This is a genomic window from Paraburkholderia sp. JPY419 (assembly GCF_050435705.1).
Classification (GTDB): Bacteria; Pseudomonadota; Gammaproteobacteria; order Burkholderiales; family Burkholderiaceae; genus Paraburkholderia; species Paraburkholderia youngii.
Genome location: NZ_JBNDKV010000004.1, coordinates 761,867 through 778,069, shown reverse-complemented (window position 1 = coordinate 778,069; position 16,203 = coordinate 761,867). Strand labels below are relative to the sequence as shown.

The following is a 16,203-nucleotide window of genomic DNA, read 5'->3' as shown; positions in this document are numbered from 1 at the left end:
GAGGAAGCTCGCCGTGCAAATCGTTCATGCGCCTCATGTGACCGTCCGGCCCGACTGGCTCGCGCAACGCGTGGAGCCGGTGCTTGCGCCGGAACTCGTCATCGTCGATGCGCACCATCATCTTTGGGACCGGCAAACCGGCCGGTATCTCGCGGAGGAATTCGCTGCGGACGTGGGCTGCGGACACCGCGTCGTATCGACCGTCTACGTGCAAGCTCGTTCGATGATGCGCGCACACGGCCCCGATGCGATGAAGCCCGTCGGCGAGGTGGAGTTCGCCAACGGCATCGCCGCGATGTTCGCGAGCGGGGCGTATGGACAGGCGCGGTGCTGTTCCGCGATCGTCGGCGGCGCGGATCTGACGCTCGGCGTGGAACTCGACGCCGTGCTCGAGGCCATGTCGCAGGTCTCGGGCGGACGTTTGCGCGGCATCCGCAATCCGCTCGCGTGGCACGAAAACCCCGAGGTAACGTCGAGCCCCGTCACGCCGCCGCGCGACCGCATGCGCAATCCCGCATTCCGGCAAGGCGTGCGCGCGCTCGCGCGTTTCGGCTTGTCACTCGATGCGTGGGTGTATCACACGCAGCTCGACGAACTTTACGAACTCGCAAAAGCATCGCCCGATGTGACCGTCGTCATCGATCATTTCGGCGGGCCGCTCGGCGCGGGCCCGTATGTCGGCCGTCGCGATGAGGTCATCGTGCAATGGCGGCAATCGCTCGCGCGTCTCGCGAGCTTGCCGAATACGCGCATGAAGCTCGGCGGCGCGGGGCTGACGGTATTCGGCTTCGATTTCGCCACACGCGATCTGCCGCCGTCATCGGAAGAACTGGCTGCTGCGTGGCGGCCTTACTTCGACATCTGCATCGATCTGTTCGGCGTGAATCGCTGCATGTTCGAGAGCAACTTCCCCGTCGACAAGGGAATGTTCAGTTACGGCGTTCTGTGGAACGCCTTCAAGAGACTGGCGAGCGCGATGTCCGCCGACGAAAAGTCCGCGCTGTTCAGCGCGACGGCGGCATCGACGTATCGCCTCGAGATTTCCGGAGACAACGCATGAAGACGAGCGCGACCGTATCGAACGACGAGAACAGCGCCGAAGCACACGCCAAGGGGTTCAGGAACATCACCGCGGTCGAGTGGCGCTCACTGACGCTCGCGGGTCTCGGCTGGACCTTCGAGAGCTACGACTCGTTCCTGCTCTCGCTGCTTTTGCCGACGCTCGCGCTTCAGTTTGGCCTGAGCAAGGCCCAACTGGGCCTGTTCACGAGCATTACGGCGGCGGGGCAGATCATCGGCGGAATTCTGTTCGGCTATGTGTCGGACCGTCTGGGCCGCGTGCGGACCGCGTTGCTCTGCGTCGGCATCTATTCGCTGTTTTCGGGCCTCATCTCATTCGCGCCTAACGAGCAATGGTTCGCGGCGTTGCGCTTCTTCGGCGCGCTCGGCATGGGAGGCACATGGACAGCGGGCGCGGCGCTGATCGCCGAAACCTGGCACGCGAGCCGTCGCGGCAAGGGCGGCGCACTGATGCAGATGGGCTTGCCCATCGGCGCGATTCTCGCCATCACGATTTCCGGCATCGTCAGCAACAGCTATGGCGGCCTCGCGGGTCACGGATGGCGCGTGCTGTTCATGATCGGCGCACTGCCGTTCTTCATCCTGTTCTGGGTGGCGAAGAAGACGCCCGAATCGCCGATCTGGCTCGAACGCAAGCACGCGAAAGCGCGGGCGGTCGCCAAGGCCAAAGCGAGCGGCGACGCGCTCAACGTGCGCGGCCTCCTGACGGCGTTCGGCTTCATTTTCTTCCTGCAATACCTCTACTGGGGCGTGTTCACCTGGACACCGACGTTTCTCGTCACCGTCAAGCACCTCGATTTCGTGCACAGCCTGAAATTCGTGCTGTCGCTTCAGTTCGGCGCAATCACCGGTTTTTTGCTGTTTTCCGCATTCGTGGACCGGCTCGGCCGTCGTCCAATGTTCCTTGCGTATCTGCTTGTCGGCGCGGCAGCGGTGTTTGTGTACATCCTGTCGGCCGATCCGCTGCTGCTGATGGTCGCAATCTTCTTCACCGGCTTCAGCGTCAACGGCATCTTCGCGGGCGCCGGCCCGTTCCTCGCGGAAATCATCGGCAACACGGCGTCGCGCGGCTTTCTGATGGGCCTCGCGTACAACGGCGGACGTCTCGGCGGCTTCATCGCGCCGCTCGTGATCGGCGCGCTGGCATCGACGGCGGGCGGTTTTGTGCTGGGCCTGTCGACGACCATCGTCGCTTTCATTGCCGCCGCGGTGGTCGTGTTCTTCGCGCCCGAAACGCGCGGCAAGTCGCTGTCATGACCACGGCCGCCGATCTGGGCTTCGTCAACCGGCTGTTTCCGGCGCTCAGCGAGGCGTCGCTGCGGCGCTATCTGAGCGGGCAGGTCGCGTCCGTGCTCGGCAGCTGGACGCAGAACGTCACGCTGAACCTGCTCGTTTATCACCTGTCGGGTTCGGCGGCGATCCTCGCGCTACTAAACTTTTTGCTGTACGGGCCGCAGTTGGTCGTGGCGCCGGTTGCCGGCTCGCGCATTCGCTCGGAAAACGCGAAGCGCGTGACGCTCTGTGTGCTGCTAACGTCGCTGCTGCTGACCATGAGCCTTTTCACGCTGTCGCTGCTGGGCGTGCTGAGCGTAACGCTGATCCTCGCGCATGCGCTCGCGATCGGCATATCGAGCGCGGTGGAGACGCCCGCCCGTCAGGTGTTGCTGCTGACGAGTCTCGAAGACGCGGCGCACACGTCGAACGCCGTCGCGATGAACACGATGGTCTACAACGTGGGCCGCATGGTCGGTCCGACCATCGCCGGGTTCGTTTATCCGACGCTTGGACCCCGCACGTCGTTCGTGATCTATGCGCTGGCGCTGTGCTTCATGGCGACCTGCGTGCGCTCGATCAGGACAGACGCGCCGGTGCATCCGTCGCGTGCCGCGAGCGGCCTGCGAGATGCGGTCGGCTACGTGATGGCGGACGCATTTTCGGCGCGCTATCTGCCGATTCTCGCTTGCATCGGCCTGTTCGCGGGCAGTTATCAGACGCTCGTGCCGTTGCTGGCCGACCAGGCTTTTCACGACGCGGCGCGCTTTACTGGCGTGTTCTTCGCGTGCGCGGGCGCGGGGTCGCTCACGGCGGCCCTGCTGTTGTCGTCGGCGTTGGGGCCGCGTGCATCGGCAAGACTCATCGGGTTGGCGCCGTGGACGGCCGTCGTAGCGCTCGCGATGTTGTCGATGACAACCGCTGCGGCGGCATCGATGCCCGCTTTTTACGCGCTCGGTTTCAGCCTGACCTTCGCGGCCACGTCGACCAACGCGACCATCCAACGCAACTGCCCCGTGCACGTACGCGGCGGGCTCGTCGGCATGTACGGCATGGCCTACAACGGCACGATGCCGTTCGGCTATCTGCTGGTCGGAACGGCGTCGGAAGCGCTCGGGGTGCGACACACTTTCGGCACGATGGCCTTCGTGCTGGCCGGCGGCGTGGTCGCGATCGTCGTTTGTAGTCGTATTAGAGAAAAGCGCGCAGGCGCACAATAGATTCAGGAGTGAGACATGCAAATCAATGCCGGCACCGTATCGAATATCGAGCGACAGACCATACGCAAGGTGGTCTGGCGCCTCCTTCCCTTTTTGATGATCTGTTATCTGCTGGCATTCATCGATCGCGGCAACGTTGGAATGGCATCCTTGCAGATGAACCACGATCTCGGCCTTTCAGCGAGGAACTTCGGCTTCGGCAGCAGTCTGTTCTTCGTGTCGTACTTCTTCTGCGAAGTGCCGAGCAACATCGCGCTGCAAAAGTACGGCGCGCGAGTGTGGATCGCCCGCATCATGATCACGTGGGGACTGGTGTCGGCGTCGACCGCGCTGGTGCGCACTCCGACCTCGTTCTACGTCCTGCGCTTTCTGTTGGGCGCGGCCGAAGCGGGCTTCTTTCCGGGCGTGCTCCTGTACCTCTCGTACTGGATTCCGCCGAAGTACCGGGCGCGGATCGTGGCGACTTTCATGGTCGCGATTCCGGCCGCGAGCTTCATCGGCTCGCCCATTTCCGCCGCGCTCCTGCAGATGGACGGGCTCGCGGGTCTGCGCGGCTGGCAGTGGCTGTTCATCATCGAAGGCATTCCGACGGTGATCCTCGGCATCGTGTGTCTCGCGGTCCTGACGGACCGGCCCGAGCACGCGAAATGGCTCACCGACGAAGAGAGCACATGGCTCACGGGCGCGCTCGCCAACGAAGCGCGCGAGCCGAAGAAGGTCATGCATATGCCACTCGCGAAGCTCTTTCGCAATCGCTATGTGTTGTGTCTCGCGCTCGTCGATACGTGCGCGTCGGCGGCGGGCAGCACGCTGTCCGTGTGGCAGCCGCAGTTGCTGAAGTCGTTCGGCCTCACGGTCATGCAGACGGGCCTGCTCAATTCGCTGCCATATCTGATGGCATCGTTTCTGATGGTGTATTGGGGACGCCGCTCCGACAGACGTGGCGAGCGCCGCTGGCACACTGTCATTCCGATGCTGCTGATCGGCTTCGGCCTGTTCGGCACCTCGCTCTCCGGCTCGCTGCTCCCGACGATAATTATGCTGTGCGCGGTGCTCGTCGGCGCGTACGCGTTCAAAGGCCCGTTCTGGGCGCTGGCTTCCGCCATGCTGTCGAATAGCACGGCGGCGGCGGGTCTTGCGACCATCAACGCGATCGCCAATCTGCTCGGCGGTGGCCTGATGGTCAATGTGTACGGCTGGGTCAAGCATGCCACCGGCAGCTATTCGCTCGCGCTGATGCCGCTCGGCATTCTGACGCTCGTGAGCGTGGTGACGCTGTTGCTGCTGAGCCGCCCGTCGCTTCCGGATGCCCGGGTGACGAACAAGACCGAGGCGGCCTGAGCATGCGCGAGATGAACCGCAGGGAATTCCTCGGCTGGAGCGCGGCCGGGTTGATCGGCGCATCGTTTTCTTGGACGGTGATGGCGCGCGAAGTGTGGTCGAGCGGCATGGAGAAGCCGAAAATCGGTCTGCCCGTAGGCACGATCGACTGCCACATGCACATCTATGATGATCGCTTTCCGAGCGCGCCGGGCACGACGCTGCGGCCGCCGAACGCGAGCATGGAACAGTATCGTGCGGTGCAGAAGCGGCTCGGCATCCATCGCAACGTCGTCGTCACGCCCTCCACTTACGGCACCGACAACAGTTGCACGCTCGATGCGCTCAAACGCTTCGGCAACGATGCACGCGGCGTCGCCGTGGTCGACACTTCGGTGACAAAGCAGCAACTCGTCGAGATGCATGACGCCGGCGTTCGTGCGATCCGCTTCAACCTGAGTTACCCGGGCGCAACGACCGTCGACATGCTCGTGCCGCTCGCATCGCGCATCGCGCCGTTCGGCTGGCATATCGAGCTCGTCGTGCAGGGCGCGAAGCTGCCGTCGCTCGAAACCGCGTTGTCGGGCCTGCCGTGCCCGCTCGTCATCGATCACATCGCGCACGTGCCGCAGCCCGGCGGACTCGAATCCGACGCCATGCGCACCGCGCGCGCAGGCTCGTGGATCGCGGCAACACCTGGATCACGCTGTCGGGTCCGTATGTCGATTCGAAGAGCGGCGCGCCCGCGTATGCCGATGTCGCGCCGGTCGCGAAGGCTTTCATCGACATGGCGCCCGAGCGCATGCTCTGGGGCACGGACTGGCCGCATCCGACTCAGAAGTCGGAGAAGCCCGACGACGCGAACCTCGTCGATGTAATCGCCGGCTGGATCGGGCGGCCCGCGTGGCAGCAGATCTTCGTGTCGAATCCGGAAAAGCTCTACGGTTTCGTCTGACGCACAGCGCATGAAAGTGCCGCACGCTCCGGCGTGCGGCGTGCAAAAACGCAAGGAGACTCCATGTCCGATGCCTTCAGCTTCCGGGACTATCCGCTCGCGAGCCATACCGTGCCGCGCACCGGCACGGCGCCCAAGGTGTCGCGCCGGTTGCAGCACATTCTTTCTCTCGATGACTTCGAGACCGCCGCGCGCCGCTTGCTGCCGAAGCCGATCTTCGCGTACGTCAACGGCGGCTGCGAAACGGATCGCACGCTGCGGCACAATCGCGAAGCGTTCGAAGCCTACGACTGGATCACGCGCGTCTTCACCGATACATCGCGGCGCACGCTCGACGTTGAGTTGCTCGGCCACACGTTCAGCGCGTCGTTCGGCATCGCGCCGATGGGCATCAGCGCGCTGTCCGCCTATCGCGGCGATCTGATCCAGGCGCGCGCCGCACGCCGCGCCAACGTGCCGATGATCATGAGCGGCTCGTCGCTGATACGCATGGAAGAGGTGTGCGAGGCGAATCCGCACGCGTGGTTCCAGGCTTACGTGCCGGGCGAACCCGACAAGATCGTCGCGTTGATCGAGCGCGTGCGCGCAGCGGGCTTCGGCACGCTCGTCGTGACAGCGGACACGCCGGTGTCCGGCAATCGCGAGAACAACGTGCGCGCCGGCTTCTCCACGCCGTTGAGGCCGAGCGCGCGTCTCGCCTGGGAGGGCATGACGCATCCGCGCTGGCTTTTCAGCACCGCGTTGCGCACGCTGGTCAATCACGGCATGCCGCATTTCGAGAATTCGCGCGTGTCACGCGGCGCGCCGATCTTGTCGTCGAACGTGCTGCGCGATTTCGGGGCGCGCGATCATCTCAGCTGGGACCATCTGAAGTTGATCCGCGATACCTGGCCCGGCAAACTTGTCGTGAAAGGTATCCTGCATGCTGACGACGCACGACGCGCATGCAAGTTCGGCGCCGATGGCGTCATCGTGTCCAACCACGGCGGACGGCAACTAGACGGCGCTTGCGCTTCCCTCCGCGCGCTGCCGGATGTGGTCGAAGCGGTGGGCGAACGCTGTACGGTCATGGTCGACGGCGGTTTCAGACGGGGCAATGATGTCCTGATCGCACACGCGCTCGGTGCCCGCGCTGTCTTCGTAGGCAGGCCGTTCAACTACGCGGGCGCGGTGGCTGGCGAGCCCGGCATTCTTCACGCTATTGCGATCCTGGCGAACGAAATGCTGCGCAACATGGCTCTTCTGGGCGTCAATGCGCCGTCTGATTTGACTGGAGCGCTTTGCGGCGGCGCGGGCAATAAATCCCGGCCGATCAGGTGATACGGTTCCAGGCCGAAGGCGTCGCTGAAGCCGATCGTAGACGGTGACAGGGCTGCGTTGTGGGCGCGCTTTTGCTAAGACTGGGCCAATGTCGCCCCACGCCGTTGCCGAGGCAGGGACATTCGAGTGACCGTTCGCCTCCCCGAGACAAGACACTGAGATAACAGAGGATCGTGCGTCAGGAAAGGGTCGGGAGTGTGAGTTCGCCGATCGAGGAAGCTGTCGTTCGGCTGGTCGGTGCCACCACCGTCAGCAATCCGCCTTATTGCTGACGTAGAACTCAGCCCGACGCAATGTCGGCTGTGGCCGACCAGCCGCCGGCCGGCTCAGTTAGGCAGTGGTGACCTGACGGTATCGCAGACGGTGTCAACCTCCGAAGTGAACTGGAGATGCATGGTTTTAGACGATCTTTCTTGAGCAGGCGGCGCTGATTTTCCGATGCGGCCCACCTAAGGCCGTTGAGTGCCGGGCGGGAATGCCGGTATCGCTGACGGTATCGGCGGGCGCTAGGGGACCCGAGTCAGGCCCAGCGTTGGGTTTGCGGCGGGTGGTTGTCAATTGAGTGGGTGCTGGATCTTGACCGAACGCGTTCCACGTTCTAGTTAGTACTGCTTGTCCGGTCATGCATGGCCAATTCCAGCACCACGGGTTTCTCTGTTGCCGAAATACGACACCGATATGCCTAGGAGTTGCGAGGGAATTCAGCGTAGTTTTTGGCGTAGGTTTGGAAGCGGAGGCCTGTCAGGAAAGGCCGCTACACTACTTCGACGAGAACGAATAGAGAAAATTGCGGACCTTTCTGGGTAAATCCGAAGTATTCCGCCGTCGCCCGGCAGCCTACCCGGGAGCCTGCGTTTCCGCCTGCGTGGCCTGCTGCCGCCGTCCGATCGCGATCGCGCGCTTCATCGGTTCGCTTTCCCGCACTTGCGCCACGACAAATTCAACAAATGCCGTGACGCGTGGCGGCAGATGCCTGCGAGCGGGGTAGTAGACGCAGATGTCGCTGCGCCGCTCGGCGCAACCCGGCAGTACATGCTTCAGTCTGCCGGCGTCGATCAGCGGCGCCGCGTGATGTGCGCCCAACAGGGCGATACCACAGCCCGCGACGGCGAGTTCGGTCAAGGCCTCGGTGTCCGTCACGACGAGCCGGGAGCGAGGCTGAAGCACGATCTCGCTCGTGCGCGCCTGAAACTTCCACGTCTGAATTCGTCCGGTATTCGGCGAACGAAACGAAATAAGCTCGTGGTGCTCCAGCTCTTCGACGGACGAGGGCTCCCCATGCCGTTCAAGGTATGTCGGCGCCGCGCAGAGAATCAACGTCAACGGTGCGAGCGTTCGCGCGACCACACTCGAATCCGTATCCTTGAGCTGACCGATCGCGCAGTCATAGCCCTCCAAAATCAGGTCCACGCGGCGATTATCGAAACGCAGATCGAGCTCGATCTGGGGGAAGCGCTCCCTGAATCGGCCCAGCACGGGCAGCAGCGCTGCGCGACTGAATGCGATCGGCAACGATACCTTCACGGGTCCGCTCAACTGCGTTTCATCGGATGACAACGTCGTGATTGCGTCCTCGATCTGCTGCGTCGGCTGCCGCACCTGCGCGTAGAGCCGCCGCCCTTGCTCGGTGACCGACAGGTGCCGCGTGGTCCGCTGAAACAGCCGGCAGCCGACCAGCGCCTCGAGCATGCCAATCTGTTTGCTCACAGCGCCGGGTGTGACCCCGAGCTGGCGGCCGGCGGCCGAGAAATTCGCCAGATCGACCGTCGCGGTAAACGTCTTCAGTGCCCGCAAGAGGTCAATCGAGCTGGCTCCGTCCGCTTTCATTTTGCACCTCCGCTCACAACTGTTTTCTCTCCGGGTAGCATAGACGAGCACTGCCCCGGCGCTGAAAATGGTCTCCACTTGGCAACAGTCAGGAGGTCGACCATGGTCCAGGAATCGACGGCGCTCCCGCGGCGCAAGTGCATGCCGCGCGGTCAGCTTCTTATCGACGGCAACTGGCGTGACGCATCCGACGGATCGACCCTTTCGAGCATTGATCCGACCACCGAAGGGACGGTCGTGGAGTTCGCGAAGGCGACTGTGACGGACGCCGACGCGGCGGTCAAAGCAGCACGCAGGGCATTCGAGACGGGCGCCTGGCGGCGCATGCATCATGAAGCGCGGGCAAGAATCCTGTTTCGCGTGGCCGACCTGCTCGAAGAGCGGGCGGAAGATTTCGCGTTGCGTGAATCGATGGATATGGGCATGCCGTACCGCGATTTCGTCGACGTCATCATGCCCCACTGCGCGGGCCTTTTCCGTTTCTTCGGCGGGATCGCGATGCACGCGATGGGAGGCGCCTATCGCAGGTCCTACGAACCACACATCCGTATCCTGACGCGTCGCGAACCGCTAGGCGTGGTCGCAGCGATCACGCCTTTCAATTTTCCGCTGGCGCTCACCTGCTCGAAAGTTGCGCCGGCGTTGGCAGCCGGCAACACCCTCGTGCACAAGCCGGCGTCCGATACGCCGCTGACCGCGCTCGCGCTCGCTCAGGTGATGCTCGATGCAGGGGTGCCGGAAGGCGTTTACAACCTGATCACGGGACCCGGCGGATCGCTCGGCGACGCGCTCGTGAAACACCCGCTCGTCGACAAGATCGCTTTTACCGGTTCGACCGCTGTCGGCCAGACGATTATGCGCAACGGCGCGGACACGCTGAAACACACGACGATGGAGCTCGGCGGCAAGTCGCCGAACATCGTGTTTGCAGATGCCGATGTGGATGCGGCAGTCCAGACGGCCTTCTGGGGAGTCTTCTGGAACAAGGGCGAAGTCTGCGTCGCCGGTTCACGACTGCTCGTGGAGCGGCCAGTCTACGACGAGGTCGTCGAAAAGCTGGCGCGGATGGCGCAGGCCGCCGTGCTGGGCGATCCGCTCGATCCACGCACACAGGTCGGGCCGATTGCGTCGAGGGCGGAATTCGACAAGGTGCAGCGGTACATCGATGCCGGCAAGTCATCGACGGCCCGCCTCGTAGCCGGTGGCGGCACCCGCCGGATCAACGGCAAGGGGCTCTTTATCGAGCCCACGGTGTTCGCCGACGCGACGAGCGATATGGTCATCAGCCGCGAGGAGATTTTCGGACCGGTGCTGCCGGTCATTCCGTTCCGGGGCGAACAGGAGGCCGTGCGCATCGCGAATGACACGCCGTATGGGCTCGCCTCAGGCATCCAGACTCGCGATCTGGGCCGCGCATTGCGGCTCGCGGATCGCATCGAGGCCGGCACGGTCTGGATCAACACCTGGCACAAGTATCACCCGAGCGGACCCTTCGGCGGCTACAAGATGTCAGGCTACGGCCGCGAGCAAGGTGCCGAAGCGCTCGAGAGCTATACGCAATACAAGTCCATCTGGGCAAACATTTCGCAGGCCTGACGATAGGGAAGGAGGCTCGACCATGAAAATCGGCATCATCGGTGCGGGAAATGTCGGAACCGGTCTCACGAAGCATCTGCTCGGCAAAGGGCACTCAGTGATGCTGAGTTTCAGTCTCGACACAGAGAAGCTCCGGGCAACGGCGGCGGAGCTGGGCGCGGAGGTCGGCAGTGTCGCCGAAGCGGTGCGATTCGCTGATGTCTCGGTGCTGGCGACGCCCTGGGGCGCCGCGGCCGACGCGCTCGCGCAGGTCGGCACGCCACCCGGGCGGAAGGTGTTGTGGGACTGTACCAATGCGCTGAGGCCCGACATGAGTGGTCTCGTCGTCGGCACGACGACTTCCGGCGCCGAAGAGATCGCGAAGCTGGCCCCCTGGGCAACAGTGGTCAAGGCCATCCCGCCTTTCGCGGAGTTGCTGCATTCGACGGAAGTAAAGGTCGGTGGCGAGCGGGTAGGTGTGTTTGTCTGCGGCGACGACGCAAACGCGCGGACGGTCGTCGCGCAACTGGTTGGCGACATCGGCGCCGAGCCGATCGACGCCGGACCCCTCACGCTTGCGCGCTACACTGAACCTGCCGCCATGCTGCTCGTACAACTCGCATACACACGCGGGTTCGGCACGAGAATCGGCTTCTCGTTATTGCGCGATATAGCGGGAAACGTGCCGGGTGGCTCGCGTTCCTGATCGCGCAGGTGACGCTGGCGATCGCCGGCGGAGGAGAGGGTGAAATGAAAGTTGGTGTATTGGGTTCAGGTGATGTCGGACGGGCACTGGCGGCAGGTTTTCTCAAGCATGGGCACGAAGCGATGCTGGGTACGCGCACGCCCGGCAAGAACGACGTGCAGGAATGGGCGCGCAATCACGCCGGCGCAAGGACCGGTACGTTCGACGAGGCCGCCCGCTTCGGCGACATCGTGGTGCTGGCAGTCCTTGGCCGCATTGCGGGAAACGTGATCGAGCTTGCGGGAGCGGACAATCTCGCCGGCAAGACCCTGATCGACGCCACCAATCCGCTCGCCGATGAGCCACCTGTCAACGGCGTGCTGAGATATACGACGGGTCCGAACGAATCAGTCGGCGAGCAGATTCAGGCCCAGATTCCTCGTACGCACGTGGTCAAGGCATTCAACAGCGTCGGTAATGCGCTGATGGTGGATCCGCAGTTCCCGCAAGGCACGCCGACCATGTTCCTCTGCGGCAACGACGAACAGGCGAAGGCACGGGTTGCCGCGATCATCCGCGAGTTCGGCTGGGAACCCTACGATTGCGGAAGCATTGTCTCGGCACGCGCGCTCGAACCGCTTTGCATGCTGTGGTGTCTACCGGGCTTCCTGCGCAATGAATGGCGGCATGCGTTCAAGCTATTGACCAGCGAGGGGTGAGCCATGCAGCCATTACCCGTACCACCGGCAGGCGATCCGGGATTCACGCTTGAAGAAATGAAGCGGTTCGTGATCGAGCACTTCGAAAACTTCGTGAACCGGAAGAAAGCGGAAGTTGCGCGGCAGAACCTGAGCGTCGATTTCCTCGACCACGACGAACCGTCAGGTCCCCAGGTCGGCCCCGAAGCCGCGATTGAGATGATGACGGAGCTTTACAAAAAATGGCCGGACCTGCATGTCACTGTCGAAGACATCCTCGCTGAGCGGGACAAGGTGATGGTCAGAAACACCTGGCGCGCGACCGACGCGGCGTCCGGGCAGAAGATCGAGTTCCACGGCTTCGTGCTGTGGCGATTTGCGAATCGCAGGATTGTCGAGAGATGGGCCACGGTGACCGCGCCGCGCGCAGCGTGACAAAAGCTGCAGTAAGCCGGAACGCCAGCAACCTAGAACACGCCGAAATCGTCGTTGCTATCGGGAATCGCGGCGAGCAGGTTCGCAAGCGCGCGGCAGCCGATCAGGCTCGAAAGCGTTATCGCCGCGCGTAGCCAGCACTCGGCGCGTGAGTCTGGGTACGCCGCTGCTTGCGCCACGCCGTCCGCTTGCCGGACGTCCATGCAGCTCACCGCGCCGCCGCTTGCGTACCGCCCACGCGCGATAGCAGCACCTCTAATACCTGTCGCAACGTCGTGGCGCCGAAGCGTCGCTCGCTCACGTTCGCCTCCACGTCGATGCGGCCAGCGTTGTGCGCGTCGTACAGATCGACGATCAATTGCGCGTGACGCTCGCCGAGCCCGGCGCCGCGCAGCACGCCACCCCATTCGTCGCGCGGCACCCGCTGGGCGATCACCGGCCGCCCCGACAGTTCCGCCAGGGTGCGCGCGACGTCGAGCGCGCTCACCCGTTCTTTCGCTTCGATACTGACCACCCGCGGCGTTTCGCGCGACGGCGCTTCATCGAGCAGCAACTGCGCGGCGAGCGCGCCGACGTCCTCGGCGGCGACGGTCGGAAACAGCTTGTCGAGCGGATCATGCAGACTCGGCAGCGCGCCCCGGCCGAGCGCGACCGGCAGCACGCGCGCCCAGTTGTGCATGTGCTCGGCGGCGCGCAGCAAGATCAGCGATGACGCGACGTTGCGCAACTGCGTTTCGAGGTAGTGGAACAGCGTCGTGATGCCGGTGCCGTCCGAGTGCTCGGCGCCGTAGTCGGATAGCGCGAGAAGCCGCGGCGGCGCGGCCGTGCGCAAGGCGGCGACACCCGCGTCGATGATGCGCCGCATGGCGGCCGCGGGATCGTCATGCGCACGCGGGACTGGACAGAGCCATTGCACCGCCTGCGCGCCGTCGATCGCGCGCGCGACCGATCCCGCGTCGTTGAGGTCGGCGAGCGCGATCTCGCAGCCGATTGCCGCGAGGGCTTCCGCTTGTGCTGCGTCGCGCACCACCGCGCGTACTGGTTGGCCCGCGCGACGCAAGGCGGCTGCGCTCGCCTGTCCCACATGACCGGCCGCTCCGAAAATGACGAACACGTTGTGCTCCTTGTGAGGATCGCTATGGCGTGATGGTAGGGACGCGGTGCCTGCGAAGCGCTCAGATCCGGATGACATTGCGCAGATATGGATGATTTTTTACTGCGATGCCGCGCAGGTCGCGCGGATCGCGTGGGCGGTTGGCACGTTACGAAATTTCGTCACGCCGGCGAAGCCGCCGAAAACACCGCACAATGCAGGTTTCTCGCCGTCATTCAGGTCACTCAGGAGACAAGCGATGAATGCCGTCACCCCGATTCCCGCGCCGGCGCCGCACAGCGGCTCGCGCATCGCCGTACGCACCAGCAGGGCGCTCGGCTGGCATGGCTTCGGTGCGGATCTGGTCAACGTGTCGGCCGGTTTGCATCGGATGCCGGCGTTCGTCCATCACCGTGTGGGCGTGCACGTCGGCGCGCCGGTGACCGCGCGCTGTCAGTGCGATGCGCGCCGCCATACGCGGATTCAGGCGCACGGCGACGCGGACGTGATCCCCGCTGGACTCGAAGGTCAGTGGAGCGATGATGCCGCCTGCACGATTTTCAGCGTCTGGTTTGCCGAGGACTTCGCGCGACGGACCGTCGAGCAACTCGCATTGAAACCGGCCGACGCGCAGCTGCGTCCGCGCTTCCAGATGCGCGATGCGCGCTTTCAGCATCTCGCCTGGGCGCTGCGCGCGGAGCTCGAAGCGGACGATGCATCCGATCCGCTGTACGCCGAAAGTCTGTGCACGGCGATGCTGGTGCGTCTGATCGGCGTCGAACCGCTGCCTGCCAACCGGCGGCGGACGCTCGCGCCGCGCACGGCCGCGCGCGTGATCGAGTTTATCGACGCGCATCTCGATCAGCGTCTGACGCTCGACGAGCTCGCCGCGCAGGCACAACTGAGCGTGCCGCATTTCAAGGCGCTGTTTCGCGACACGCTCGGTGTGCCCGTGCATCAGTACGTGGTACAGCGCAGGGTGGAGCGCGCGCGAACGCTGCTGCTGCAAGGACGCCTCAGCGCAAGCCAGATCGCGCTAGAGACGGGCTTTGCGCATCAGAGCCATATGGCGCACTGGATGTCGCGCCTGCTGGGTGCAACGCCGCGTGAACTGCGCGTCGCCGCGCGCGATGACGCGGTGACGTCGGAGCAGGCGAAGACACTACGTTGATGCGCGGAACCGCGCGGCGCGGAACGCATTCGATTCAACCATGCGCCGCACCCGTCAATTGCGCATAGACATCATGCGCGAGCTGCAACAGCTCGTTGCGATCGATCCCGCCCGACACCGCATAGCCAAAATCGCCGTCGACCCAATAGAACACGTTGACGGGCCCCGCCTGATACAGCTTGAACGCCGTCGTATTCGCGTTGTCGCGACGATGCGAGATGCACAGCGTGACACGCTCGCCGTTCGGTCCGCGATACATGAACTGCGCGGTCGGTCCATCGTCGCCGGGCAGCAGGCGGCCGCCCGACAGCATGAAACCGCTCTTCGACAGCATCGGCGGATGCACCTCGGTGCCGAGCCGGTCCGCGAGCCATTGCACGAAGTCCTGCTCGTGATCGGCGCTCATCTCGCTCGGCCGGTCGATCGCCGGCATGTAGACGACATGCGCGACCGCCGCCCGGCGCGCGAAACCCTCGGCGCTGTCCGCGCTGACCGCACGATCGCCGGCTTGAGTTGCGGCCCCTGTGTCGGTTCGATCGATCGCAACGGGTGGAATCAGATCGTTCCTGTGCATGCCGATGCCCAGGCCGAGCACGAGCGCGGCAGCCATGCCCGCGAACTGCGCGGCATAGCGCGGCCAATTCGCGGCCGCCCGCGAGCGGCGCGGCGCGCCGGTCTGCAGACGCTTCGGCACGGGCTCGCTGAGCACGCGGTCGTAGCGGTCGTGAAGCAGCCCATTGAGAGAAAAGTAGTCGCTGACGCGCGCGGCCAGCTCCGGATTCTGTTCGAGCGCGCGTTCGACCTCGTCACGGCGCTCGCCGGACAGCGTGCCGTCCACGTACGCGTGCAAGTCTTCTTCGCCGATCGGCATTTGCGGCTCGCTCATCGCACCACCTGTAATTTCGCACCGGGCTGGGCGCCCGCCATCAAAGCTCGCAGCCGTTCGCGTCCGCGCGACAGCCGCGACATCACCGTACCGATCGGAATGTTCAGAGCGAGCGCGACGTCGGCATAGCTCATCTCCTCGAGACCGACCAGCAGCACCACCTCGCGCTGTTCGACCGGCAGCCGCTGCAGCGCGTAGTCGAGGTCGCGCATTTCGAGCGAACGCGTCTGGCCCGACGGCACCGAGAGCTCGCTTTCGGCGATGCTGTCGTCATCGACCGCGACGTGGACCGCGCGCGCCGCCGCCTTGCGCGCCTGATTCGCGAACACGTTGTGCATGATCGTGAACAGCCATGCGCGCAGATCGGTGCCCGGCTGGAACAGACGGGTGCGGCCGAGCGCGCGCTCGAGCGTGTCCTGCACGAGATCGTCGGCGAGCTCGCGATTGTTGATCAGCGCCCGCGCATAGCGCCGCAGACGCGGCACATGCTCGATCAGCTCGTCACGGACATCCATGGTCAGTCCCGGTCAGGGGGCGTGGGGGTGGCATCGGCTTCACTCGCGTCGGTATCGATACGCACCGGGCCGGTCGCGGAAGCTTCCGTCGCGCGATGCGTTCGAACTGCAAACACCTGTCAGCGCATTTTATTCCGCGAGGGCCGCGCGC

Annotated in this window: 15 protein-coding genes and 1 pseudogene; 11 read left to right on the top strand and 5 right to left on the bottom strand. The window is 64.4% G+C overall.

What is annotated here, in order from left to right:
- The first annotated feature begins 13 nt into the window (after nt 1-13).
- The 6 genes and pseudogenes from QFZ91_RS32060 to QFZ91_RS32035 all read left to right on the top strand — a co-directional run bounded on the left by QFZ91_RS32060 (nt 14) and on the right by QFZ91_RS32035 (nt 7,167).
- Nucleotides 14-1,060, top strand: coding sequence for an amidohydrolase family protein (locus QFZ91_RS32060; protein ID WP_429569656.1), 1,047 nt, complete (start codon nt 14-16; stop codon nt 1,058-1,060).
- Nucleotides 1,057-2,337: an MFS transporter gene (locus QFZ91_RS32055; RefSeq protein ID WP_429569655.1), complete on the top strand. Its 1,281-nt coding sequence runs from the start codon at nt 1,057-1,059 to the stop codon at nt 2,335-2,337. Before QFZ91_RS32060 ends, QFZ91_RS32055 begins: the two co-directional genes overlap by 4 nt.
- On the top strand, nt 2,334-3,572 hold the full coding sequence (locus QFZ91_RS32050; RefSeq protein ID WP_429569654.1) for an MFS transporter: 1,239 nt from the start codon (nt 2,334-2,336) through the stop codon (nt 3,570-3,572). The genes QFZ91_RS32055 and QFZ91_RS32050 overlap by 4 nt, the downstream gene beginning before the upstream one ends.
- A gap of 15 nt (nt 3,573-3,587) precedes the next feature.
- Complete coding sequence (locus QFZ91_RS32045; protein ID WP_429569653.1) at nt 3,588-4,913, top strand: MFS transporter; 1,326 nt, start codon at nt 3,588-3,590, stop codon at nt 4,911-4,913.
- A gap of 107 nt (nt 4,914-5,020) precedes the next feature.
- Nucleotides 5,021-5,847 (top strand): annotated as a pseudogene (locus QFZ91_RS32040) (amidohydrolase family protein).
- A gap of 63 nt (nt 5,848-5,910) precedes the next feature.
- Nucleotides 5,911-7,167: an alpha-hydroxy acid oxidase gene (locus QFZ91_RS32035; protein WP_429569652.1), complete on the top strand. Its 1,257-nt coding sequence runs from the start codon at nt 5,911-5,913 to the stop codon at nt 7,165-7,167.
- Nucleotides 7,168-8,004: 837 nt separating this feature from the next.
- Here QFZ91_RS32035 and QFZ91_RS32030 read toward each other — a convergent pair.
- Nucleotides 8,005-8,994 (bottom strand): LysR family transcriptional regulator, encoded by a 990-nt coding sequence (locus QFZ91_RS32030; protein WP_429570925.1) that lies wholly within the window; start codon nt 8,992-8,994, stop codon nt 8,005-8,007.
- Between the two features lie 102 nt (nt 8,995-9,096).
- Here QFZ91_RS32030 and QFZ91_RS32025 point away from each other — a divergent pair, with 102 nt between their 5' ends.
- From QFZ91_RS32025 to QFZ91_RS32010, 4 genes are read left to right on the top strand one after another with little or no spacing between them, the layout of a single operon-like run.
- Entirely contained in the window at nt 9,097-10,590 is a 1,494-nt protein-coding gene (locus QFZ91_RS32025) for an aldehyde dehydrogenase family protein (protein ID WP_429569651.1), read from the top strand.
- Between the two features lie 22 nt (nt 10,591-10,612).
- The gene (locus QFZ91_RS32020; protein ID WP_429569650.1) at nt 10,613-11,275 is read left to right on the top strand and encodes an NADPH-dependent F420 reductase; all 663 of its coding nucleotides are present in this window, start codon (nt 10,613-10,615) and stop codon (nt 11,273-11,275) included.
- 8 nt (nt 11,276-11,283) lie between these two features.
- Entirely contained in the window at nt 11,284-11,973 is a 690-nt protein-coding gene (locus tag QFZ91_RS32015) for an NADPH-dependent F420 reductase (RefSeq protein ID WP_429569649.1), read from the top strand.
- A gap of 3 nt (nt 11,974-11,976) precedes the next feature.
- On the top strand, nt 11,977-12,387 hold the full coding sequence (locus QFZ91_RS32010; RefSeq protein ID WP_429569648.1) for an ester cyclase: 411 nt from the start codon (nt 11,977-11,979) through the stop codon (nt 12,385-12,387).
- A gap of 32 nt (nt 12,388-12,419) precedes the next feature.
- Here the strand turns inward: QFZ91_RS32010 and QFZ91_RS32005 are convergent, their stop codons facing one another.
- Both QFZ91_RS32005 and QFZ91_RS32000 read right to left on the bottom strand, forming a co-directional pair.
- Complete coding sequence (locus QFZ91_RS32005) at nt 12,420-12,590, bottom strand: hypothetical protein (protein WP_429569647.1); 171 nt, start codon at nt 12,588-12,590, stop codon at nt 12,420-12,422.
- A 5-nt stretch (nt 12,591-12,595) separates the two neighbouring features.
- A complete protein-coding gene (locus tag QFZ91_RS32000) occupies nt 12,596-13,501 on the bottom strand; it encodes an NAD(P)H-binding protein (RefSeq protein ID WP_429569646.1) in 906 nt (301 codons plus the stop codon).
- A gap of 238 nt (nt 13,502-13,739) precedes the next feature.
- Here QFZ91_RS32000 and QFZ91_RS31995 point away from each other — a divergent pair, with 238 nt between their 5' ends.
- Nucleotides 13,740-14,651: a helix-turn-helix domain-containing protein gene (locus QFZ91_RS31995; RefSeq protein ID WP_429569645.1), complete on the top strand. Its 912-nt coding sequence runs from the start codon at nt 13,740-13,742 to the stop codon at nt 14,649-14,651.
- A gap of 34 nt (nt 14,652-14,685) precedes the next feature.
- Here QFZ91_RS31995 and QFZ91_RS31990 read toward each other — a convergent pair whose 3' ends face one another.
- The gene (locus QFZ91_RS31990) at nt 14,686-15,537 is read right to left on the bottom strand and encodes an anti-sigma factor family protein (protein ID WP_429569644.1); all 852 of its coding nucleotides are present in this window, start codon (nt 15,535-15,537) and stop codon (nt 14,686-14,688) included.
- On the bottom strand, nt 15,534-16,052 hold the full coding sequence (locus QFZ91_RS31985; protein WP_176105843.1) for an RNA polymerase sigma factor: 519 nt from the start codon (nt 16,050-16,052) through the stop codon (nt 15,534-15,536). Before QFZ91_RS31985 ends, QFZ91_RS31990 begins: the two co-directional genes overlap by 4 nt.
- Nucleotides 16,053-16,203 lie beyond the last annotated feature (151 nt).